This window comes from Lysinibacillus telephonicus, assembly GCF_039654155.1.
GTDB classification, from domain to species: Bacteria; Bacillota; Bacilli; order Bacillales_A; family Planococcaceae; genus Ureibacillus; species Ureibacillus telephonicus.
The window spans coordinates 3,211,370-3,233,898 of record NZ_CP155468.1; the positions used below are offsets into that span (position 1 = coordinate 3,211,370).

At 34.1% G+C, this 22,529-nt stretch carries 23 protein-coding genes; 3 read left to right on the top strand and 20 right to left on the bottom strand.

Translation table 11 applies throughout. The features are described 5' to 3' along the window. Positions 1-138: 138 nt before the first annotated feature. The 5 genes from ytpR to MKY04_RS15450 form a co-directional block, all read right to left on the bottom strand. A complete protein-coding gene (ytpR, locus tag MKY04_RS15430) occupies positions 139-756 on the bottom strand; it encodes a YtpR family tRNA-binding protein (RefSeq protein ID WP_126294088.1) in 618 nt (205 codons plus the stop codon). Beyond that, positions 756-1,568: a DUF1444 domain-containing protein gene (locus tag MKY04_RS15435; RefSeq protein WP_346234670.1), complete on the bottom strand. Its 813-nt coding sequence runs from the start codon at positions 1,566-1,568 to the stop codon at positions 756-758. The genes ytpR and MKY04_RS15435 overlap by 1 nt, the downstream gene beginning before the upstream one ends. Before the next feature lie 258 nt (positions 1,569-1,826). Further along, on the bottom strand, positions 1,827-2,363 hold the full coding sequence (locus MKY04_RS15440; RefSeq protein ID WP_346234671.1) for a hypothetical protein: 537 nt from the start codon (positions 2,361-2,363) through the stop codon (positions 1,827-1,829). Between the two features lie 81 nt (positions 2,364-2,444). Next, a complete protein-coding gene (locus MKY04_RS15445) occupies positions 2,445-2,960 on the bottom strand; it encodes a DUF84 family protein (protein WP_185807691.1) in 516 nt (171 codons plus the stop codon). Between the two features lie 107 nt (positions 2,961-3,067). Next, complete coding sequence (locus MKY04_RS15450) at positions 3,068-4,144, bottom strand: M42 family metallopeptidase (protein WP_126294092.1); 1,077 nt, start codon at positions 4,142-4,144, stop codon at positions 3,068-3,070. Between the two features lie 159 nt (positions 4,145-4,303). Between MKY04_RS15450 and MKY04_RS15455 the strand changes: the two genes are divergently transcribed. After that, positions 4,304-4,621 carry a hypothetical protein gene (locus MKY04_RS15455; RefSeq protein ID WP_126294093.1) on the top strand — a complete coding sequence of 106 codons (318 nt, stop codon included), beginning with the start codon at positions 4,304-4,306 and terminating at the stop codon, positions 4,619-4,621. A 39-nt stretch (positions 4,622-4,660) separates the two neighbouring features. Here the strand turns inward: MKY04_RS15455 and MKY04_RS15460 are convergent, their stop codons facing one another. The 6 genes from MKY04_RS15460 to pepV all read right to left on the bottom strand — a co-directional run bounded on the left by MKY04_RS15460 (position 4,661) and on the right by pepV (position 10,976). Beyond that, complete coding sequence (locus tag MKY04_RS15460) at positions 4,661-5,536, bottom strand: YtnP family quorum-quenching lactonase (RefSeq protein WP_126294094.1); 876 nt, start codon at positions 5,534-5,536, stop codon at positions 4,661-4,663. Positions 5,537-5,643: 107 nt separating this feature from the next. Further along, complete coding sequence (gene trmB / locus MKY04_RS15465; RefSeq protein ID WP_126294140.1) at positions 5,644-6,291, bottom strand: tRNA (guanosine(46)-N7)-methyltransferase TrmB; 648 nt, start codon at positions 6,289-6,291, stop codon at positions 5,644-5,646. Between the two features lie 127 nt (positions 6,292-6,418). Then, complete coding sequence (locus MKY04_RS15470) at positions 6,419-7,363, bottom strand: diacylglycerol kinase family protein (protein WP_346234672.1); 945 nt, start codon at positions 7,361-7,363, stop codon at positions 6,419-6,421. A gap of 2 nt (positions 7,364-7,365) precedes the next feature. Continuing rightward, positions 7,366-8,361, bottom strand: a complete 996-nt coding sequence (locus tag MKY04_RS15475) for a nuclease-related domain-containing protein (RefSeq protein ID WP_346234673.1) — start codon at positions 8,359-8,361, stop codon at positions 7,366-7,368. Between the two features lie 343 nt (positions 8,362-8,704). Then, positions 8,705-9,562, bottom strand: a complete 858-nt coding sequence (dat, locus tag MKY04_RS15480; RefSeq protein WP_126294098.1) for a D-amino-acid transaminase — start codon at positions 9,560-9,562, stop codon at positions 8,705-8,707. Positions 9,563-9,581: 19 nt separating this feature from the next. Then, positions 9,582-10,976: a dipeptidase PepV gene (gene pepV / locus MKY04_RS15485; protein ID WP_126294099.1), complete on the bottom strand. Its 1,395-nt coding sequence runs from the start codon at positions 10,974-10,976 to the stop codon at positions 9,582-9,584. A gap of 318 nt (positions 10,977-11,294) precedes the next feature. Between pepV and MKY04_RS15490 the strand changes: the two genes are divergently transcribed. After that, a complete protein-coding gene (locus MKY04_RS15490) occupies positions 11,295-11,516 on the top strand; it encodes a DeoR family transcriptional regulator (RefSeq protein ID WP_097072935.1) in 222 nt (73 codons plus the stop codon). A gap of 537 nt (positions 11,517-12,053) precedes the next feature. Here MKY04_RS15490 and MKY04_RS15495 read toward each other — a convergent pair. Both MKY04_RS15495 and MKY04_RS15500 read right to left on the bottom strand, forming a co-directional pair. Beyond that, positions 12,054-12,770, bottom strand: a complete 717-nt coding sequence (locus MKY04_RS15495; RefSeq protein ID WP_346234674.1) for a pseudouridine synthase — start codon at positions 12,768-12,770, stop codon at positions 12,054-12,056. Between the two features lie 16 nt (positions 12,771-12,786). Further along, positions 12,787-14,397, bottom strand: a complete 1,611-nt coding sequence (locus MKY04_RS15500) for a polysaccharide biosynthesis protein (protein WP_346234675.1) — start codon at positions 14,395-14,397, stop codon at positions 12,787-12,789. A 283-nt stretch (positions 14,398-14,680) separates the two neighbouring features. Between MKY04_RS15500 and MKY04_RS15505 the strand changes: the two genes are divergently transcribed. After that, positions 14,681-15,937 (top strand): NAD(P)/FAD-dependent oxidoreductase, encoded by a 1,257-nt coding sequence (locus MKY04_RS15505; RefSeq protein WP_126294103.1) that lies wholly within the window; start codon positions 14,681-14,683, stop codon positions 15,935-15,937. A 141-nt stretch (positions 15,938-16,078) separates the two neighbouring features. Here the strand turns inward: MKY04_RS15505 and MKY04_RS15510 are convergent, their stop codons facing one another. From MKY04_RS15510 to cysI, 7 genes are all read right to left on the bottom strand, one after another. Then, on the bottom strand, positions 16,079-17,389 hold the full coding sequence (locus MKY04_RS15510; RefSeq protein WP_126294104.1) for a hemolysin family protein: 1,311 nt from the start codon (positions 17,387-17,389) through the stop codon (positions 16,079-16,081). Positions 17,390-17,425: 36 nt separating this feature from the next. Beyond that, positions 17,426-17,836, bottom strand: coding sequence for a MerR family transcriptional regulator (locus MKY04_RS15515; protein WP_126294105.1), 411 nt, complete (start codon positions 17,834-17,836; stop codon positions 17,426-17,428). A gap of 214 nt (positions 17,837-18,050) precedes the next feature. Then, positions 18,051-18,497: a GNAT family N-acetyltransferase gene (locus MKY04_RS15520; RefSeq protein WP_126294106.1), complete on the bottom strand. Its 447-nt coding sequence runs from the start codon at positions 18,495-18,497 to the stop codon at positions 18,051-18,053. Positions 18,498-18,598: 101 nt separating this feature from the next. Continuing rightward, the gene (locus MKY04_RS15525; protein ID WP_126294107.1) at positions 18,599-18,829 is read right to left on the bottom strand and encodes a hypothetical protein; all 231 of its coding nucleotides are present in this window, start codon (positions 18,827-18,829) and stop codon (positions 18,599-18,601) included. 130 nt (positions 18,830-18,959) lie between these two features. Continuing rightward, on the bottom strand, positions 18,960-19,727 hold the full coding sequence (locus tag MKY04_RS15530) for a sulfite exporter TauE/SafE family protein (protein WP_126294108.1): 768 nt from the start codon (positions 19,725-19,727) through the stop codon (positions 18,960-18,962). Between the two features lie 415 nt (positions 19,728-20,142). Then, positions 20,143-20,742: an NAD(P)-binding protein gene (locus MKY04_RS15535; protein ID WP_126294109.1), complete on the bottom strand. Its 600-nt coding sequence runs from the start codon at positions 20,740-20,742 to the stop codon at positions 20,143-20,145. 57 nt (positions 20,743-20,799) lie between these two features. After that, positions 20,800-22,521, bottom strand: a complete 1,722-nt coding sequence (gene cysI, locus MKY04_RS15540; RefSeq protein WP_126294110.1) for an assimilatory sulfite reductase (NADPH) hemoprotein subunit — start codon at positions 22,519-22,521, stop codon at positions 20,800-20,802. Positions 22,522-22,529 lie beyond the last annotated feature (8 nt).

Sequence of the window (22,529 nt, forward strand, 5' to 3'; positions counted from 1 at the left end):
ACAGTTTATCATACTTCTAATAATTTGAATTGTTGATTTTCCTTTAAATTTACAATTTTACATGTATTTGTTAATCGTTGTTTCTATATAAAGAAAAGAGACTCCAACTATTGTTAGAATCTCTTTGGCTTGTCGATATTATAATGTTGAAGGAATTTCAAATGGTACTCCAACTTCAGTATCATTATCCAATACTAAAATACCTTTTGCAGAAGGCGCATTTGGAATTGCCAATTCACGTGCTGAACAAAGCATTCCTTCTGAAGCAACACCTCGTAATTCAGAATGCTTGATAACTAACCCAGAAGGCATAACTGCTCCTATTTTTGCCACTACTACCTTTTGCCCAGCTTCAACATTCGGTGCACCACATACAATTTGTAATACTTCTTCGCCTACATTTACTTTACAAATACTTAATTTATCAGCATTTGGATGTTTTTCTTTTTCCTCTACATAACCTACTACGAATTTCGGTGAAAAGTCGATATCTAATGAAACTTTTACTCCATTTTCATCCATAGCTTTTTCAATTTTTTGTACTAGCTCAGGTGTTACTTCCACATTTCCTTCCACATCTAAATCTATATATTTACTTGCATTGAATAAATTAAATGCTTTTATTTCCCCTGTTGCCTTCTCTTTTAAAATTGCAAAATCACCAATTTTCTCAACTTCCGTATTGACGATTCTTTCAGATGCTAATTGTACTAATAGTACATCTCCAACATATTTCTTATTGTACGATATTAACATTACTCTTCTTGCTCCTTTTTTACTTTATTCTTCGCTAGTATAAATATCGGTTCTAATTCACCATTTTCATATACAAATGATAATGATGTAATTGGAACGGCACCAACTGTAAAGAAATGCATTGTCATTTGTGCTAATACATCATAACCTACTTCGTTCCGAATATCACCAATAATTAACACATCTTGATGTGGAACTGAAACGGTCATATCACCTTCGATTTTTGATTTCATTTCCTTTAAAAACGATTCGTTCAAAATACGACTTGCATCATAACCATCATTTTCATTTAGAAAATAAAAAATATTTCCAGCAACTTCATCCTTTTTGGTTTTTGTCGATAATTTCCGAACTGAAAAACGTGCGGCTTCCCGAATTTGATTTGCTGAAACATTTAATTTTCCCAACATGGACTCATCAATTAATCGATAGGTTGTCCCTAAGTCAAGTGCATAATAAATCCGTGTTTCAGCAGTATGATCTGTCATAACAAATGGATGACCTTCGTTTGATTTTAATGGAAAAGAGGCAGAACGGATGACTGGATACACTAAAGATAAATCATGGAATCCTTCTGACTGTTCTTTTTTCATTGCATTAAATGTTTGCTCAATTGTGTAGACAACTTCATCAATCGCCTTCTCTTTTTTTGTATGATATTTCGCTAAAATATCTGGGAGTAATATATCCATTCCTCGATTTAATGATTTATGATTAAGTCTTAAACTATCTTTTTCTTTATCAAAAATAAATTCAAATTGTTCGGTTCCTAATCGCAATTTTAATTGCTCTACCAATTCCTTCGATTTCATTAAATCACATCCTTTTCATTTGAGAAGCTTTTTTAACGTGGCTCTGTAACTTGTGTAGGAGCGGGAAAGTCTCGCCTTGTGACACCTTCCATAACCAACATCGTGTTCACCCCTCACATTCACCCAACCGATACTAATTAAAATTCTTCTAAGTATTTTCTTTAATATTTCCTAAACAGCAATAAACGGCTCACATAAAGTGAACCGTACTTTAAAAGCATTTAATTATATTGTAACAAAAGTTTTAATTTCTATCGATTAGTTTGTCTGGTCAGCTTCTTCAACTAATTTAACAGAACGAACAATTGTCATCATATCAACAAGTTTTCCATCTATATTTTTATCTTCAGAAATGGTTGAAATTTTCACGCCACCACAGCTTGCGATTAATTCAAAGCGTTCTTCATCATACTCAACTACTGCTGTAAAACCAAATGCCCCATCAAACTCAACAGTTTCTTCTTTAACGATTTTTTTTGATTTATCATTCTTTAATAATTCATAATGCAAGTTGCTATCTTCTTTTTCATTGCTATTAACAAATAAAATGAAGCTGTCCTTTCCTTTTGTAACGATTAAATTATTAACATCATCACTTTTCTCCACGTTAAAGCCAGAAGGCAGATATAATTCAATATCTCCAATTGTTTTATTAGGTTCTTGAGCATTTTCTTCGAATACAGTTTGTGCATTTGCTACTCCTGTATTAATCTGCTCTTCAACAGTTTTGCCACACCCTGCTAGTGCTAATATTAAAACTAAAACAGCAGGTCCGAAAAACCACTTGCGTTTCATATATGTATGCCTCACTTTCTACCAATTTCTTAATAGTTATTTATTGATTAATGATGTTGCATTTAAGTTGCATTGCAATATTTAATTTTTGATATATAAATATTGACCAATTAATAGTTTAACAATATGCTCAAACATTTCAGTACGGTCTACAAGACCAGCAGTAAATACACCAACAGCTCCTAAACTAGATCTCGTATCTTTTTGTTTAGTAAACTCATCCATAACAGGTCCTAATTCTTTGCCAGCCCGTAATTCATTTGCAATTTCTTCTGGGAGCAAAAATTGTGCACCGCTGCATGAGATAATAGTACCATCTTTTAAAGCAACTGCTCCCCAGTTGCAACAATACATTAATCCATCTATTTCGCAGACTCCTCCCTCTAATCCAAAATTCAAATCAGCATTCGATGATTTTAACGTATTTATTGCTCGGTTAATTGCACCCTGCCTCGTCTCTTCATTTGAAAATGGCTGCTCTGATACATTAGAAGGTACTGAATACTGCTCAAAATGTACATCATCAAAAAATGTATTTACTATATTTTTAATAGCTGCAGTTTTTGCTCTATTTTTTGTTCCAATTGCTATTTGCACTAAATTCATCTCCATCACAACAATCCAAATCTACATGGATCTAATATTAAGACGCAAACTTCAATAAAAAAGATGCCGATTTGGGCACCTTCTTTACCTTTACTATTTTACGCATTGTTTAGAATAGTTTCAACCGTTGTTCGATCAAGTGATTTTACCAGCTTAATAAGCAGTTCTTTTGCAGCTGCATAATCATCAATATGAATTATAGAAGCAGCGGTATGAATATATCGAGAACAAATACCTATTACAGTACTTGGAATTCCCTCGTTTGCTATATGCACTTTCCCTGCATCCGTTCCACCATTCGAAACAAAGTACTGGTAAGGAATATCATTAGACTCAGCAGTATCTAAAATAAATTCACGCAAGCCTCGATGTGTTACCATTGTCGGATCGTAAATTCTTAGAAGTGTTCCTTTTCCTAATTGACCAAATTGGGTTTTATCCCCTGTAGTATCATTTGCAGCCGAAGCATCTAATGCGAAAAATAAATCTGGCTTTATCATATTAGCAGATACTTGAGCACCACGGAGACCAACTTCTTCCATTACATTCGCACCAGAATAAAGATTATTTACAACCTTTTCATCTTTTAATTCTTTTAATAATTCTATCGCTAGTCCGCAGCCATAACGGTTATCCCAAGCTTTTGCCATAATTTTTTTCGGATTTGCCATTGGAGTGAACGGGCATATTGGAATAATCGATTGACCAGGTCGAATACCCATTTCAAGCGCATCCTCTTTACTATCTGCACCTACATCAATCAGCATATCCTTTATTTCTGTTTGTTTATTATTTTCAGTATTTCTTAATAAATGCGGTGGTATCGATGCAATGACCCCAGGAATCTCCTTATTCTTTGTATAAACGGTTACTCGCTGTGCTTGCAACACTTGGTTAGACCAACCACCTAATGTTTGAAAACGAATCATACCGTTTTCTGTAATGTCCCTTACCATAAAAGACACTTCATCCATATGACCAGCAACTAAAATTTTCGGAGCGCTAATATCCTTTGCTTTTCTAACGCCAAAAATTCCGCCTAAATTATCCTGTATTATTTCATCAGAATATTTTTCAAGCTCACCTCGCATAAATTGACGAACAGCATGCTCATTGCCTGGTGCGCCAGGTAATTCCGTTAAAGTTTTAAATAACCGCAAAGTCTCCTCGTTCATCAATAAACACTCCCTATTTCATTTGTTCTTCATTTTACCATAAAGTGAAATTTCAATCATTGGGGGCATATTAAAGGAGCAACAATAAATTCATATTGTACTGCAAGACTTCTTTAAAAATTGATGTTAAAATAAGGAATACTTAAAGGAGGATGGCAAATGAAATTACGGGATTTTTTAATAGGTGTAGCTACTGGATTAGCTGCAGCAATTATCATTAAAGAAACTTCTGAAAAAATTTCTCCATTTATTTCTGCAAATCAAGTTTTAAATAATGTAAAAGCTGAATTTAAAAAAGAAAGTCCAATTGATGGATCTTGGATTTATATGAAAGCTGAAGAATTTAGGAATGGCATTATGACAATTCCAGTATATCGCGGGGGTATTTCAAGAGTTGTCAATGGTGAAATGGAGACATATGAATTCGCGGCCGATGCACGGTCAGGTGTAGTGGTAGAACTTATAAAACAAAGTTAATATTAAAGCTGTTCGATAATCAAATCGAACAGCTTTCTTTTATAAATTCGTTTGAAATTGTATTTTTGCCTCTTTGCCTCGTTTTAATGAATCAATTACTTCTTTTCCATCTGGCGACCATTGAATCATGCGGTAATAAGCATCATGGTAAAAAATAAATTTATAGCCGTTTGCAAGAGCTTCCTTCATGATTTTTTCCTTTGCAAATACACTTGTCATTGGATAATCATCATAAGCTAGAACCCATAATGGATTTTGGTGAGCATGTGTTGGCATAATGTCAGCCATATGAAGCATAGTTTCATCGTTTTGCGATAATTTTATAATTGCGTGACCATCACTATGCCCACCAGTATGAATCATCTCTAAGCCAGGTGCAACAACTAATGAATTTGTAAAAGTTTCCACTTGCTCTTGAATAGGCTCCCAATTTTCCTTCCAATACGTATTTTTGGAACGGATATTAGGGCTTCTCATTTCATCCCATTCAATTTGAGTCGTATAGATTTTTGCATTCGGGAATGTCGGAACTAGTACATCTCCTTCCCAGCGAGTCAATCCTCCAGCATGGTCAAAATGCAGATGCGTCATTAATACGGCATCAATATCCATTGCAGTAAGCCCAAGCTCTTCTAAGCTTTGTAATATTGTCGATTCTTCGGTTACACCGTAGTTTCTAAGTTGTTTTTCTGTTAATTTATTAAAACCGACACCACTATCGATTAAGTAATTTTTCCCCTCATATTGAAGCAAGATTGGTTCACATGCAAGTTCTATCTGATTTTTTTCATTTACAGGATATTTGCGTGACCAAAGAGGTTTCGGCACCACCCCAAACATTGCTCCACCATCTAAAGAAGTTACACCCCCATTAAGCCATGTTAATGACATGTTGTGAAATTGAAACGTATCCATCCATCTCTCCCCTTTACAACTATTTCAATTGAAATGATTCTAATCGATAGATGTTAAGCCCACTTCTTCATCTTTAAATTACACAACCGTTAACTAATCATAATTCCTTATTTGGCAACGAACTGTGCTTCTAGACGATATATCGGCTGGCCCTTAGCTGAAAATTTTTCTTCATATTCCGTCATAATATTGTCTTCCGGCATATTTGCATGTAAATCAAGTGATACATATTTTAGCAGCATACCATATTCAGACATGCTTACAAGGGAATATTCGAAGAGGCCACGATTATCCGTTTTAAAATGAACCTCACCATTATCGATTAAAATCGACTCATATAATTTCAAAAATCCTTCGTGCGTTAAACGACGCTTTGCATGACGTGTTTTCGGCCAAGGATCTGAGAAATTCAAGTAAACACGACTAATATCATTTTTTTGGAAATATTTATCTAAATCTGCCCCATTTACTTTTAATAATCGTAAATTTGGCGGTGTATTTGCATCTAAAACTTTTTCTAAAGCACTTACAATGACGCTATCATATAATTCGATTCCAATATAATTAATAGTTGGATTTGCAAGCGCCATTCCCGTAACAAATTGACCTTTCCCCGTCCCAACTTCTATATGAAGAGGATGATCATTTCCAAATACTTCTTTCCAATTCCCTTTATATTGCTCTGGGCTTGGAATAATAATTTCTGGATGACTATTTATGAATTCCTCTGCCCATGGTTTATTTCTTAATCTCACTTCATTTATCCTCATTTCTAGTTGTACATCAATTACACCTTTGCTCTTCACCCACCTAATATAATTGCTGAATGAAGAGAAATTCCATTTTATTATAACTTATATTTCTTATAATTTCATATTTTCGCTATTTTACATCGGCTAGTTTCAAACTATTCAAACTTACAGTATAAGTAATTTCCGACTCTTTCTTTGTAGTTCCTATTAATTCTCCATCTGCGTGGCACGGCAATTCCTTATCTACACTTAAAATGAACTTGCTGCTGCTTATTTGAACAACTTCCTTTAATCGTGTATGCGCACCGAAAAAAACAGTTATAAAGAGCAGTAATAGTTTAAATCTTGAGAGATTATAGACAATTGTTAACTCTATTAGTCCATCTTTTGAACAAGAATTTGGGGATATTTTCATGCCACCTCCAAAGTAAGGCTGATTTGAAACTGTTGCAAACCATACTTTTTCGTATGTATACTGTTGTCCGTCTTGTTGAATAGTTAATTTAAATAATTTATAGGTAAATAAGCAATATAGAACAAAATATATATAGCTGAGCTGCCCAAGACCTATTTTATTTAATCTTTTCTTTATTTTTGAATTATTTGTTTTATAAGCTATATATGCATCAAAGCCGATTCCAGTATTATTCACAAAATACTTTTTTAGATTTTCTTTATTCAGCTTTACTATACCGCAGTCCTTCTCTTGAAAAGCTCTCCCACTGTGCATCATAAAGTCATCAATTTGGCGTGCTGTTTGGAAAGAAGCATAGCCTCTTGAAAAATCATTTCCCAATCCAGCACAAACAGCACCAACTAAGACATTACTATACCCTATAACACCATTTACCACTTCATGAATAGTCCCGTCTCCGCCAATTGCTATGATTAAAGCTGTCTGATTAGAAGCTAATGCCTTTTCACAAAAATGTTCTGCAAGCTTACTTGCATGTCCCTCATATCTCGTAAAAGTAAAATTGAAGGAAGGTGTAGTTAATTCTTTCCTTAATTGCTGCCAAACTTTCTTCCCTTTCCCACTTCCTGCAAATTCATTAATAATAAAATATAGCTTCACGCTTACTTTTCCTCTTGTTGCTCAGCATTCCAAATATCTCGGTTAAATGAGGTAGTTTGGACGGATTGCAAAATCGTTTGAGCTGCATGCATTTGCATACGTTTCATAGGGGAAGTTGACCGTTTCATTTGCAGCATCCATTTTGGGTACTCACGTTTATCCACAAACTGTACATTATAGATTGAGCCAGGATAATCAAAATAGCCATTTCTTGATAGTAGTACTTTTCGAATAGGCATTTCAACTTCATTATTGATAAACAGCTGCGAAATTATTGATTCCATCCTGTTAAGTTGAATAATTGGATTTAGCACTTTTTTATCGATTTTCCCTACTTTTTTTGTCCAAAAACGATCACTGTTTCCAACAAAAACAGCTGAATTTTCTTCTTCAACAACTGTAATACAAATACATTCTGTCGGTGTTAATAATATAATATCTAATTCAACCGGTGCTTTTTTTACTTTCACAATAGGGTAATAAAATACTAAATAACTATCTGGATAGCGTTGAAGCAAGCTTCTTAGCATAGTATCCCGCATAAATCTCGGATCAACATAGGATTTTTCACGTAATGTCGAGCTTGCCCATTTTATTTGAAAATGAAAAAATTGATCAAAAAACATTCTTTTTAATTCTTCCAACGTACTAGGATAATACACTATTTTTGGCTCAAAGAATAATGTAGTCTCTTCTTCTTGAATTTCATCTTCTTGATTAATTAACTCATTCGAAACATCAACTTTTTCGATATCTTCCTCTTCCAGTTCTTGTTTTTTGAACTTAAATTTTTTTAACAGGGAAATACGTCTTTTTGGTTCTTGAATTTCCTCCTGATTATCAATATGTTCCCACTCAGGAATTTCTTCTCCCGATAACCATTGATGCTTCACTCTCTCCCACTGGCTTTTCTTTAAACGTACAAACTGAGTTGGATACCTAGTTAAATTCATTTGATATCTTGAAATATAATCTTGAAGCTTTACTAATTGAGCCAATTAAAACACTCCTATCTAATCTATAGCCGATGGTTCAATTTTACATGAGGGAAAGAAAAAAAAATAGGGGCTAACCTGCATCTCAATATGACTATCAACAGAAGTTCAGACTGTCGACATTCGCTTTTTATACTTATGTTGTACCTAACACTGCTATCTTTGCAGATAAACTTCTGACAAGTGTTTGCTAGATCGTCAGAACAGCTGCTTTTAAAAGGTCATAAATAGAAAAAGGAGTGTAGTCAAAAGTGAACTGTACTCTTAAAGTCAGTTTAAACTTTGCCTACACTCCTAATTTTTCTATCATTTAATGAAACTATGTTATTCTAAAAAAGTTTCTTTCTTATTTATTAGAATGTAATGGCTGTGGAATTTTTGTTGTAAATTGTTCTTGTAATTTACGAGTCCATTCGCCAATAACGCTACCGTTAATTTTCACTCCATCCACTTCTACTACTGGTGTAATTTCAGAAGTTGTTGAAGAAACAAATAATTCATCCATATTCAATGCTTGTTCTGTCGTAAATGCTTCTTCTTTAATAGGTAGGCCAATTTCCTTCGCACAAGTTAAAATAACACCACGTGTAATTCCGCTCAAAATTAAATTGTTAGCAGGATGAGTATATAGCACCCCATCTTTAATGCCAAAGACATTTGTCGAAGAACCTTCAGTAATTGTTCCATCACGATGTAAAATTGCTTCATAGCAGCCTTTATCATGTGCTTCTTGTTTAGCTAAAACAGCACCTAATAAGTTTAATGATTTTATATCGCAGCGCAGCCAACGAATATCTTCAAGTATTGTTGCTTTCACACCATTTTGCATATTTTCTACTGAACGAGGCGCTTCTTTTACATTTCCAGTTAGTACTGGCAATACATCATCACCTGGGAACAAATGATTACGTGGAGAAGTACCTCGTGTAATTTGGAAATAAAGATTTCCTGTATTTAAATTATTTGCTTCTATTAATTCATGAAGTAGTTTAATTAATTTATCTTTTGTATAAGGAATAGTGATTTTAATTTTATCAGCACTCAAATAAAAACGATCAATATGTTCTTGTGCTGTAAACATTTCGCCATTGTATACTTTGATTACTTCATAAACGCCGTCGCCGAATTGATATCCACGGTCTTCCTTATCAATAATAACCTCATCATCATTCACAATCTTATCATTCCATAATGTATAACCCACTTTTCCCACGTCCTTCTTATTATTTTTCACTAGCTAGTTCTACAATTGCTTCAGCATAAATAGCAGCTGCTTTAATTAAATTTTCAATGACAACAAATTCATCTGCTTGATGCGCAACATCAGGTTCACCAGGGAATAACATACCAAATGCAACCCCTTTTTCCATTGTACGTGCATACGTCCCACCACCAGTAGATAGCGGCTTTGATAAGTCGCCAGTATGCTTTCGATATACCTTTAGTAATGTTTGAACGAGCATTTCTTCTTCAGCAACATAATGCGGAGCTGAGTTTGATACAACATCAAGTGCAAATCCATAAGAGGATAAGAGATCACCTGCTTCTGTAATTTTTTGCTCAAATGGATATGAAACTGAATAACGCATACTAACTTGAATACGTCCGCCATGTTCATTATGAAACAGAACGATACCTGGGTTTAAGGTTGTTTGACCTGACATTTCATCAGCAAAATTTAACTTTAAATTTGTCCCATAATGATCGTTGTCGAAAGCATTTACCATAAATGATACAAACTGCTTACTTGCATTCGTAGTTATAAATCCTTGTAAAAATCTTGAAAGCAATACTGCTGCATTTTTACCTTTTTCTGGTTCCAATGCATGTGCTGACTTTCCTTTAATAGTTATTATATATCTATTTTCCTCTTTCGTTAAAGTACCTTCCGTCATATTTTTTTCTAAAAATTTCTGAAATTCTGATTCAATTTCATTTGGTAAGTTTTGAACAATAGCCTTTGCAAAGTCCGGCACCATATTTGTACGATGACCAGATTGAAAAGCAACTAATTCCTCATCTTTACTTATTGGACCCTGCTGTGAAAAATCAAGCACCGCGATTCCTTTTTCAGCATTAATCATCGGAAAATCTGCATCTGGAGCAAAACCAATAGCAGGCATCTCTTCTTTTTCAAAATAACGCTCTACACAGCGAAAGCCGCTTTCTTCATCTGTTCCTATAATCATTCGAACACGTTTGGTTAATTTGACCCCCGCATCCTTCACCATTTTCATCGCCAGCCAGGCTGCCATCGTCGGTCCTTTATCATCTATTGCACCACGACCATAAATTTTCCCATCTGCAATTTCACCTTTAAAGGGTGGATATGTCCATGAATCCCCAGCTGGAACAACATCTACATGACATAAAATTCCCAGTATATCTTGTCCTTCTCCCATTTCGATATGGCCAGCAATATTGTCTACATTTTTTGTAATAAATCCTTGCTGTTCCCCTTTTTGAAGCATAAATTGCAATGCCTTTAACGGACCTTGACCAAAAGGCGCTGACTCAGTAGCTCCATCCTCATCAAGAACACTTTCAATTTGAATTAAATGTTGTAATTCTAAAATTAACTCATCTTTTCTAGATTGCGCGATTGTAAACCAATCCATTTTATACCACCTCAAATTGTAATTACGATTATTTTACTCTTAATAAAATAAAGTACAAGCACATTTGACATAATCTAATACTATTTTTCGTATTATCACATTACAAACATTTAAAAATTATATTAATTAATTGAGAATTATGGAAAAATTAATAGTTTGCTGATATAATGGCGTTGTCATAGTTATTTACTTGACAAAAAAATTTAAAAAAGGGGATGTCTAAGGCAGAAATATAATACGCCTATGTGCACCTCTGCACTAATTGTCGTCCGCTAGTCTTTGCCATGAGAATTAAGATCGAAGGAGTGGTTCATAATTATGAAACCAACTACTGACAGAATGCTTAATCGTATTAAAGACGTGTATATGTTTATCCTTGATAAAGGGACGGTGTCTACACAGGATTTAGTCGAAGAGTTCAACATCACTCCTCGCACCATTCAAAGAGATTTGAATGTGTTAGCCTTTAATGACTTGGTTGTTAGCCCAAGCCGAGGCAAATGGACAACGACGAAGAAAAAAGTAAAATTAACATCTTAGATATAAAGGCAATAAGCGCATTTTTGCCAATAATTTATTGAAATATATTTCCCTAAAAATACGACTTGCAGCTTTCATTTTTAAGTTGCTATAGGCAAGCGTTAATTGCTAGACATAGAAAGTATTAAATCAACAGAGAATGACCTGTCGTCGTGGTCATTCTTTTTTTGCGTTTATCTGGATCTTTATATTATTATCGCAAAGTTAATTTTTCAAAGTGCTTTTCACAAAATTTACGCGAGTTTACTAACCTTTTACGCGATTCCCTTTCTTATTCACGTAATTTTTTTATTATTTACGTACTTTCACTACTTTTTACACACTAACTAATAATTACGTGGATTCGACTATTTTTACGAATTTTACAGAAAGATTTACGCACTTCAGAATATTTTTACGTGGAATTCCATGTTTTTTTCACCCTTTAAAATATTTACGCAGTTCTATATTTTATCAGTATTGCCTCAAATTCACTTAATAAGTCTAATTAAAAAATACCTTAAAAGAGATTGACTCACTCTTTTAAGGTATTTTTGATTACTGATTAATATTTTTTAATGCAGCCAGTTCTTCCTCAGTTAGTTCACGGTAATCCCCAAGCTCTAATGTTTCATCTAGTTTCAAGCTTCCCATCGACAGACGTTTTAAATAGACTACTTTCTTATCAACCGCTTCAAACATCCGTTTGACTTGATGAAACTTTCCTTCGCGGATTGTTAATTCAATTTCGGAAACAGTATCCGACTTTAAAATAACAAGTTCGCCAGGCTTGGTTTTATAACCATCATCAAGAACTACTCCATTCTTAAATGCTTCAATATCTGCTTCCGTTACTACCCCATCAATTCTTGCATAGTAAGTTTTAGGCACATGTTTTTTAGGTGATAATAAGTTATGAGATAACTGTCCATCATTTGTAATGAGAAGCAACCCTTCAGTATCTTTGTCTAAACGTCCAACAGGAAAAGGTTTGAAATGTTGTGCTAATGGATCCAATAAATCAATTACCGTTTTATCATGCAAATCTTCTGTTGCAGAAATAACACCGGGTGGTTTATTCATCATTAAATAAATAAATTCTGTATAGTGCACCCGTTCACCAAAAACACTTACATGTTGTACTTCAGGTTTTACATGCATTGCAGCATCCTTTACAACAATTCCGTCAACAGTTACAGCTTTTTGCTTTAACAGCAGTTTTACTTCTTTTCTACTTCCATACCCCATATTCCCTAACAATTTATCTAAACGCACTTAAAGTTGATTCCTCCTATTTCAACCCTATTTTGCTTGCTATTTTGGTAATACGATCACCTAAAAGCTTTTGTGCAAGCCCAAGTCTATATGCTAAGGCTCCATAAGCCGCTGCTCCAACCCCTACACAAATTAGTAGATAAATACTTGTAATCACCTTATTTTCTGGCTCAGCAATGAAGTATAGTAGTTTATTTACAGCAAATACAGCAATCATCATAACCGCAGTTAAAATACAAATTAAAATTGTACGTCTAAAGACCAGCTTCGAACGGTAATGCAGCACTTTATGAATTACTACAATATTAATCAAAATAGTAACCAAATAACCAATTGCAGTTGCTAGTATAGCACCATCTACCTGCATTAATTTTACAAGAGGCGTATTTAACATGAGCTTTATTAATAAACCAGTTAATAAGCTGAAAATTATCCACTTTTGATAATCGATACCTTGTAAAATAGCAGCTGTCACTGAAAATAAGGCAAATAATATTGCCGTAGGTGCATAATGAGCTAACACTTCCGCTCCCATTTCACTTTGCTCATATAGAACGTGATAAATATCAGGTGCTAAAATAGTGATGCCCATACTCGCTGGAATTGTAATAAATAACAGCACTTGATATGTTTTATCCATCGCTCCACGAAGTACATTGAATTCTCCAAGTGTAAAATGCTTTGTAATAATCGGAATTAATGCCATTGAAAATCCAGTTGCAAGCATAACTGGAATAATAACGATTTTATGTGATAAAAAATTTAACATTGCCAAATACGTATCCGTAACCTTAGCTAGTCCGATAGAAGTCATCGCATTGTTGAACGTTAACATATCGACTAACTGGAATAATGAATTTGACATCCCAACAAATACAATTGGAATAGAGGATTGCAAAATTTCCTTATAAATATCTTTATAAGACAATTCTCCTGAAGAAACACTGCCCTCAAGAAATGTATTAAACTCAGGTTTAAATTTCTTCCAATAATAATAAAGAACAACTAAACCACCAAGAGCACCAACAAATGCTGCAAATACTGCAAATTTAATAGCTGTTTCTGGAGTACCATTTAGCAGCACAACTACCAGGAAGGAACCACCAAGCAAGACAATTATACGAACAATTTGTTCAACTAATTGGGAAACAGAAGTTGGCATGTATTGATTGTAGCCTTGGAAAAATCCTCTAATTAAACTCATGAACGGAACTACCAGCAAAGCAAAGCTAACCCATCTAATAACCGAAGAGATTTGTTCAACTGTAAAAATTTGCTCATCATCTTCAATAACAACGTTTGCTATCGGATTCGCTAATAAGTTCAAAGCAAGAAACGATAGTAAACCGGTGATTAGCATGACCACTACACCTGATTTAAATAAACGTCTCCCCGCTTCATAATCGCCTAATGCATTATATTTTGAAACAAATTTCGAGACAGCTATTGGCAGCCCTGAAATAGCAATTGAAAGCATAATATTATATGGAACATAAGAATATTGATATAACCCAATATTTTCCTCCCCAACAATTGAGTAAAATGGGAATACATAAATTAATCCAAGCACTTTTGATAAAAACAAACCAATTGTTAATATCGCCGTCCCTTTCATTAATGAAGACATATAAACATTCCAATCTTTATGAAATTGTAAAAGTATGTATAGAAATCTAAAAAATAAGAGTCGACCTATTTAGTCGACGATTTCTAACGAATGTTGTTGCGAAAACGAATCTACATGTTAGTTTACATGTGAAAGACGATTTACTCAAATAGTTTCTCTATAATTTATGTATAATATGAATGGCAAGGTAGCACTTTATTTAAAATTTTTATAAAACCACGCTGCTTAACTCATTCAAAATAAAATTATTAACGGCAGTTAGTGTAGAAAGTGAGAAGAATCAATGATTGATGTAATTGTTATCGGTGGAGGTCCTTCAGGATTAATGGCCGCAATTGCTGCTGGAGAACAAAAGAAAAAGGTTTTATTAATTGAAAAAGGAAATAAACTCGGCAAAAAGCTGGCGATTTCTGGCGGAGGGCGTTGCAACGTTACAAACCGCCTATCGGTAGATGAAATTATAAAACATATTCCTGGTAATGGGCGTTTTTTATATAGTCCATTCACAGTATATAATAATGAAAATATTATCGATTTTTTCGAAGGACTTGGCGTAAAACTGAAAGAAGAGGATCACGGTCGCATGTTCCCTGTATCCAATCGCGCGCAGGATGTTGTCGACGCGTTAATCAATGAATTAGAACGGCTTCATGTCGAAATACGGCTTCAAACAACAGTAAGTAAATTATTAATGAATGATGAAAAAATATTGGGAGTAAGATTATCTGACGGTACTGAAATATTGGCTAAAGCTGTGGTGGTAGCTGTTGGAGGTAAAGCAGTTCCTCAGACGGGATCTACTGGAGATGGTTATCCATGGGCCGAACGTGCAGGCCATACCGTAACAGAATTATATCCAACAGAAGTACCAGTAAAATCAAACGAGCCCTTTATTCAGTCTCGTGAATTGCAAGGTCTTGCATTAAGAGATGTTGCAGTATCTGTTTTGAATAAAAAAGGTAAAGCAATTATCACACATCAAATGGACATGCTCTTTACACACTTTGGCTTAAGTGGACCGGCAATTTTACGCTGCAGCCAATTTATCGTGAAGGAGCGGAAGAAAAATGGCGGCGCTCCTGTTCAGGTTCGGATTCAAACATTGACAGATTTCAACATTGAAACTTGTGTACAATATTTAAATAAATTATTAAAGGAAGACCCAAAAAAGGCTGTTAAAAATGTTTGGAAAAACGTTGCGCCAGAACGGTGGCTGTTATTTTTAATGGACCGGGTTGGTATTGATGCATCCAAAACAGCCGCAGAACTATCGCAGGAAAAAATTCGTCAATTAGCAAACGAGCTTGTTGGTTTTACAATGGATGTACATGGTACATTGCCTTTAGAAAAAGCATTTGTGACTGGCGGTGGTGTATCGGTAAAAGAAATCGAGCCAAAAACAATGGCATCCAAAAAGAAATCAGGCCTATTTTTCTGTGGTGAAATTTTAGATATTCATGGGTATACCGGCGGCTACAACATTACAAGCGCCCTAGTAACTGGACGTATAGCCGGCATGAATGCTGGAGCTGTAGAATAAATTTTTAAAAGGAACTCATTTCCTATTACCAAACAACAATACTTTTTTAGCATATTAGAGTAACTTAAAAGGCTGTTCAGAGTTTTTACATTCTGAGCAGCCCTTAGTGTCTTGTTATACTTTAGTCTTTCTACTAAAAAACTAAGCTATTAAGTTTACAGTTTGTTTCACTTCAATAAAATGAATATGGTGTTCTTCCTTTTCGTAAATCGAGAATGAATAGCCTCCATAATCAATTATATTTTCTTGATTTAGTTCCATATCTTGCGCAAAATACCAGCCACCAATAGTATCTACATCAGGGTTTTCTAGTTCTATTTGTAATAACTTTGATACATCCTCTAACAATACCTTCGCATGAATAATGTAATGACCGTCTTTCACCTTGCGAATATCTGCAATTTCATCATCATCAAATTCATCGCGAATTTCACCGACTAATTCTTCTAATATATCCTCTACTGTTACTAAACCTGATGTGCCACCGTATTCATCTAAAAGAATAGCAATATGTGTACGTTCTTTTTGCATTCTTGTTAATAGTTCTTGAATCGGGGCTGTTTCAATTGTTTTAATAACAGGATTAATAAAACTTTCTATATTAAAAGTTTCTGCAGTAATTCGGTTGCTTAAGCCCTGTGTTAAAAAGTCTTTAATATTAATAAAACCGATAATATTATCACGGTCTTCTTCATAAACAGGGTATCGAGTGTAGCGTTCTTCTTGAATGGTTGTCAACACTTCACTAAATGAGGCGTTCTTATTAAAGCCTACTATTTCTGTTCGTGGAACCATTATTTCTCTTGCTATTCGATCATCGAATTCAAATACATTATTTACATATTTTAATTCGTTATGGTTAATTTCACCGTTTTTATAGCTTTCAGTTAATAATAAGCGCAGTTCTTCTTCAGTATGTGACAGTTCATGTTCTGAAGCAGGCTTCATACCAAAAATCCCCACCAGTATACGGGCAGATCCATTTAAGAACCAAATAAATGGATACAAAATTTTATAGAAAATCATTATTGGTTTTGCAAATATTAATGTAATTGTTTCTGATTTTTGAATAGCTGCTGTTTTCGGAGCTAATTCCCCTACCACTACATGTAAAAAAGTGGCGATGATGAAGGCTGCAGCAATTGTAAAGTAATGAACATAATTACTTGAAATACCTATGGCTTCAAACATTGGGTGTAAAATAAATTCAAATGTTGATTCTCCAACCATACCAATACCAAGTGCTGTAACTGTAATCCCTAATTGACAGGCTGATAAATATTCATCTAAATGGGTGGTAACATGTTTTGCTGCAAGAGCACCCTTCTTACCTTCTGCAACTAACTGATCAATTCTCGATTGCCTTACCTTTACAATCGCAAATTCAGTGGCAACGAAAAATGCAGTTAACGCTATTAAAATAGTAAAAATCGTTAAATTTAACGCGGTCAATAAGTTGTCTTACTTAAAAAAGTAAGACTTCACCTCCTAGGTTATAAGTAATAATAAAGATTGCATTAATGCAACACTTTCTTTTGATACATTATTTTTAATCGTAGTTTGTGTTGTTTGCTCTTGTTGCTTCATTTGTTCAAGTAATGTAGTAACTTCATTTTGTAGAGTTTGCATGTGTAAACGAAGCTCTTGAATATCAATTTCTTCATATTGATGCTCTTTTTCAAATGAATTTTTAATGTCTTTTAAACTCATTCCACTTGATTTCATCTCTTCAATTTTATAAAGTCGCTCAATGGCATCTGACTTGTAATACCGGTAATTAGAAGTAGAACGTTCAGCTTTTAAAAGACCAAGGTTTGTATAATAGTCAATTGTTCGCTTTGTAATTCCTGTAATTTCAGCCAATTCACCAATTCTTAATTTCTCGACCCCATTGTTCATACCTCCAAACCATCACGTGATACTTTTATTATATGTGAAGCCCATATTAAAAATCAATTATTCTCAAATTCTAAAAAGATAAACTATGTAAATTTAAGTACAAAATATGACGAAGTATTAATAAAAGCTTCGTTAAACCTTTATAAACGAATTCATAACGTTAACCTTTACTTAAAATATTTTTACTGAATAGCGATATTTCTACAGAGTATGTTCAAGTTAAATTTTTTCTTATAACAACCCTATCCTCATTTACTACATAGTCATTTTTTAAATAAAACGCTTCTGCAAGTCCTCCAGTGGCTGTTAATAAATAAAGGCTTTGCACTCCTCTATCCCTTAACTCTTGTTCTAGATAACGAAGCAGCTTTGAACCATAACCTTTGCCTTGAATCTGATTATTAATACACAATTCAGCTAAATAAAAAGTTAATCCTGAAAAGGATCGTTTACAATTCCCAGCAATGAATCCAATTAAATCGTCGTTATCATATAGTATAAAACCAAGAAATTTTGGTGTTTGTATTAAATCCGAAAGTCTTTCTTTTGCATCTTGGTGTGTCCAACTTTCATTCCAAGGTTCACTATTAAAAACATGAATATATAGTTCGCTGCATTGTTCTAAATTTTTAGTTGTAATTGGTACAAATTTTTCACCCATATTAACTGCTCCTGTCCACAATGTTTTGTAAATTTGATTAGATGTTTTTCATAAAAAGTTTTTGCGTTGTTCGAATAACGCCTTAGGTTACATCAAAAAGATTATAAAGGTTTTATTCTACTTTTTAATTTTAAAGTACAAGACAGTACAATAAATATGATTAGAGTATTTGCTGCCAATAACCAACCATCAAAAAACAAATGGTTTACACCTAAATCAAATAGTTGGAAAAACGATATTGTTTCTTCGCCTTTATATTGAATCCATTTAAAAGGAATTCCAAAAATAAATGCTATTACGAAACTGACTAAAATATATTTATTCCTTGTCATCTTATCCCCCACTTTATATACACCATATTTTAACATATTAATTTTGTTATTATATTAGACACTTTCTTTAATAATCTACACCTGTTTGTACTAAAAAAGACGCATTTGTATAAACACGTCTGTTTTTTTATTATAAAATATCAATCCATATTTTAACGGCTGTTCCTAGTATTAAAATAGCTAAAATACCTTGCAATGTCTTCGTGTTCATTTTTTGGCTGATTTTTGCACCTAGAGGAGCTGCGATCATTCCAGCGATAATTACAATAATTGCAGGGAGATATTCTACTTGCCCTGTTACAATTTTACCGAATGAGCCAGCAAGGGAAGAAATAAACGTAATTGCCAAACTTGAAGCGATTGTTATTCTTGTGGGGATGTGAAGAATTAATAACATGCTTGGAATTAATAAAAATCCTCCTCCTGCACCTACTATACCAGAACCTATTCCAATAAAGAATGCAAGTATAGCTGCAAGCGGTTTGTTATATGTTACATTGTCTAAATCAATTTGTTTTTTCGGTATAAACATCATAATTGCTGCTAATAACGCTAAAATTCCATATACAGTATTTACTTGAGTTTCCGTTAAATGCTCTGATTCCAGGGAGCCAATTAATGTACCGATTAAGACAAATAAACCCATCACGGTAATTAGTGATTTATTTAAATACCCTCCCTTGCGGAAAGTAAGCACACCAGCTATCGATACGAATAAAACATCGAGGGCACTTATTCCAGAAACCTCATGTGCTGTTAACGCTTGAAATCCAAATAATGGCGGTATCATAAGCAGCATAGGGTATTTAACAATAGCACCACCGATTCCAAGCATTCCAGATAGAAATGAACCGACGAATCCTATTATGAAAAGGAGCACCATATAATATAAATCCATGTTGTTTCCTTCTTTCTAAGTTGTAAAACTAAAGATAGTTGTTCCACATTGACATAATTCATCCCCATACTCTAGCATCGACTTTAAATGCTAATGTCATTAAAACCATACCTTACTATAAACGTAATTTTAAATGAAAGAAATTGTTCCGTACTATTCTTTTACATAATCTCAATAAAAAACTTATATTATTTACAATTAACAAACAACATAGTTGGTTGATATAACCTGCATTTAAGCAGCCCAAATTGATGAAAAAACTTCCTTACTTAACGAATAAAAAAAGAAGTTGTTCAGAAGTGAATTTCTGAAACAACCCCTCTTATAATTTAAAATAGGCATGAAAAAGACCGTTCCAAATAAGTTTTTTGGACGATCTCTCTTTTTTATCTCTTTTATTAATATATAAGTGAATCTAGTTAATATTTTCAAGAAAACGTTCCCGTTCGACTTCATTTTTACGATAAAAGTCATACATTATTTCATTCAATAAATAATTTTTTCTTTCTTCATCGTGTACAGTTTCTTTAATTTTTTTACGTGCTTTAAGTAAAAATCTTAAATAGTCCTCATAACCATCATCAAAAACTTCTATTAAATCCCGCTTAATTTTCCTCGCTAACGTAGGACTTGCCCCTTCTGTTGAGATGGCAATTTTCAATTCTCCGCGTTCTACAACTGCCATATTATAAAAATCACTTGTTTCTGGTGCATCGACAACATTTATCAGTTGTCCTTCCGAGCAGCTTTTTTTCACCAACTCATTCACGCTTCGGTTATTCGTTGCAGCGATTACTAAAAAAGCATCTTTAGTATCTTCTTGTTTAAATGTACGATTAATCCATTGAATTTGTCCATTTAAGACATAATTATGTAGAGTGTCTGTTATTGTGGGACTTACAACGCATACATTTGCATTTTGCTCTAGCAACTTATCAATTTTTTGTGTTGCCACTTTTCCCCCACCGACGATTAAAACTCGTTTTTGTTCAATTTTTAACATAATTGGATACATCTATATTCTCTCCTTAAGCGAAAAAAGGCTGCAATAAAGCAACCTTTAATCTTCTTATTATGCTCGATTATGGAAATAACGCCCATCCGTTACTGCTTCCACATACTCAGTACGAATAACGAAATCACCAAAGTGTTCACCATCTAATCGTTCTTTAGCATAATGTTCAATAATCGGACGAAGGGATGCTAAAATTTCTTCTTCTCCTATGTTCTCTTTATAAATTTTATTTAATCGTGAGCCTGTATGACTAGCACCAAGATATAAATTATACTTGCCTGGACCTTTTCCGATAAAACCTATTTCCCCCATAGCCGCACGGGAGCAGCCGTTAGGACAGCCAGACATACGAATTGTAATATCTTGATCATGCAAGCCATTGTCATCTATAATCGCTTCAATTTTTTCTAGCAAAGATGGTAAATAACGCTCTGCTTCTGCCATCGCTAATCCACATGTTGGTAATGCTACACAAGCAATTGAGTTGCGGCGAAGAGCAGAGTAGTTATCACTATCTGTTAAATGATATTTTTGAATAATTTCATCAATAGCCTTCTTAGATCGAGATCCGACGTTTGCAATTACTACATTTTGGTTTCCAGTAAAACGGAATTCACCTTTATGAATTAGTGCAATCTCACGCAAGGCCGTTTTTAATGGATAATTATCAAAGTCTTTTACACGGCCATTTTGAATAAATAAAGTGAAATGATATTTTCCGTCCTCGCCTTTAATCCAACCGTATCGATCTCCAGTATGCTTAAATTCGTATGGTCTAGCCTCTTCAAATTCATAACCTAAACGATTTTCAATCTCTTTTTTTACATTTTCCAACCCTAAGCGATCTACTGTATATTTAAAACGCGCATTTTTGCGGACGGAACGATTGCCATAGTCACGTTGTACTGTCATAATTTTCTCGCATACATCGACAACTTTGTCTTTGGAAATATAACCAATTAAACGAGCTAATTGAGGGTAAGTTGCTGTATCACCGTGCGTCATTCCCATTCCGCCGCCAATCGCAACGTTAAATCCTATTAATTCATTATTTTCCACCACTGCAATTAAACCAATATCTTGTGAAAACACATCCGTATCGTTGGCAGGTGGAATTGCCATGCCGATTTTAAACTTTCGAGGTAAATAAAGAGAGCCGTAAATTGGTTCTTGTTCTTCTTGTGTGTCTACAACTTTTTCTTTATCTAACCAAATTTCATAATAAGCATTTGTACGCGGCAATAAATGTTCACTTATTTTAGATGATAATTCAAAAATTTCTTGATGCAAATTTGATTGATATGGATTTGCATTACACATTACATTACGGTTTACGTCACCACAAGCTGCAATTGTATCAAATAAAACACTATTCAGTTCCTGCATATGTTTCTTCATATTCCATTTTAAAATACCGTGGAATTGAATGGTTTGCCGTGTAGTTATTTTAAATGACTGATTGCCGTACTTATCAGACAACTCATCAAGTTTAAGCCATTGTTTTGGTGTTGCTACCCCACCTGGCATTCGTACGCGCACCATAAATTGATAGGCAGGCTCTAATCTTTTACGTTCACGCTCTAATCGTTGATCACGGTCATCCTGTAAGTAACTTCCGTGGAATTTCATCAAACGATTATCCCAATCCGGAATGCCCGAGCTAAGCTCCTCCTGCATAGTTTCTGCTAATGACCCCCGCAAGTAATTACTTTCCGCTTTTATCTCCTCTACATCACTAGGTTTACCTTCTTGAGGTGGTAATACAATTTTCCCTACCATGGTTACTT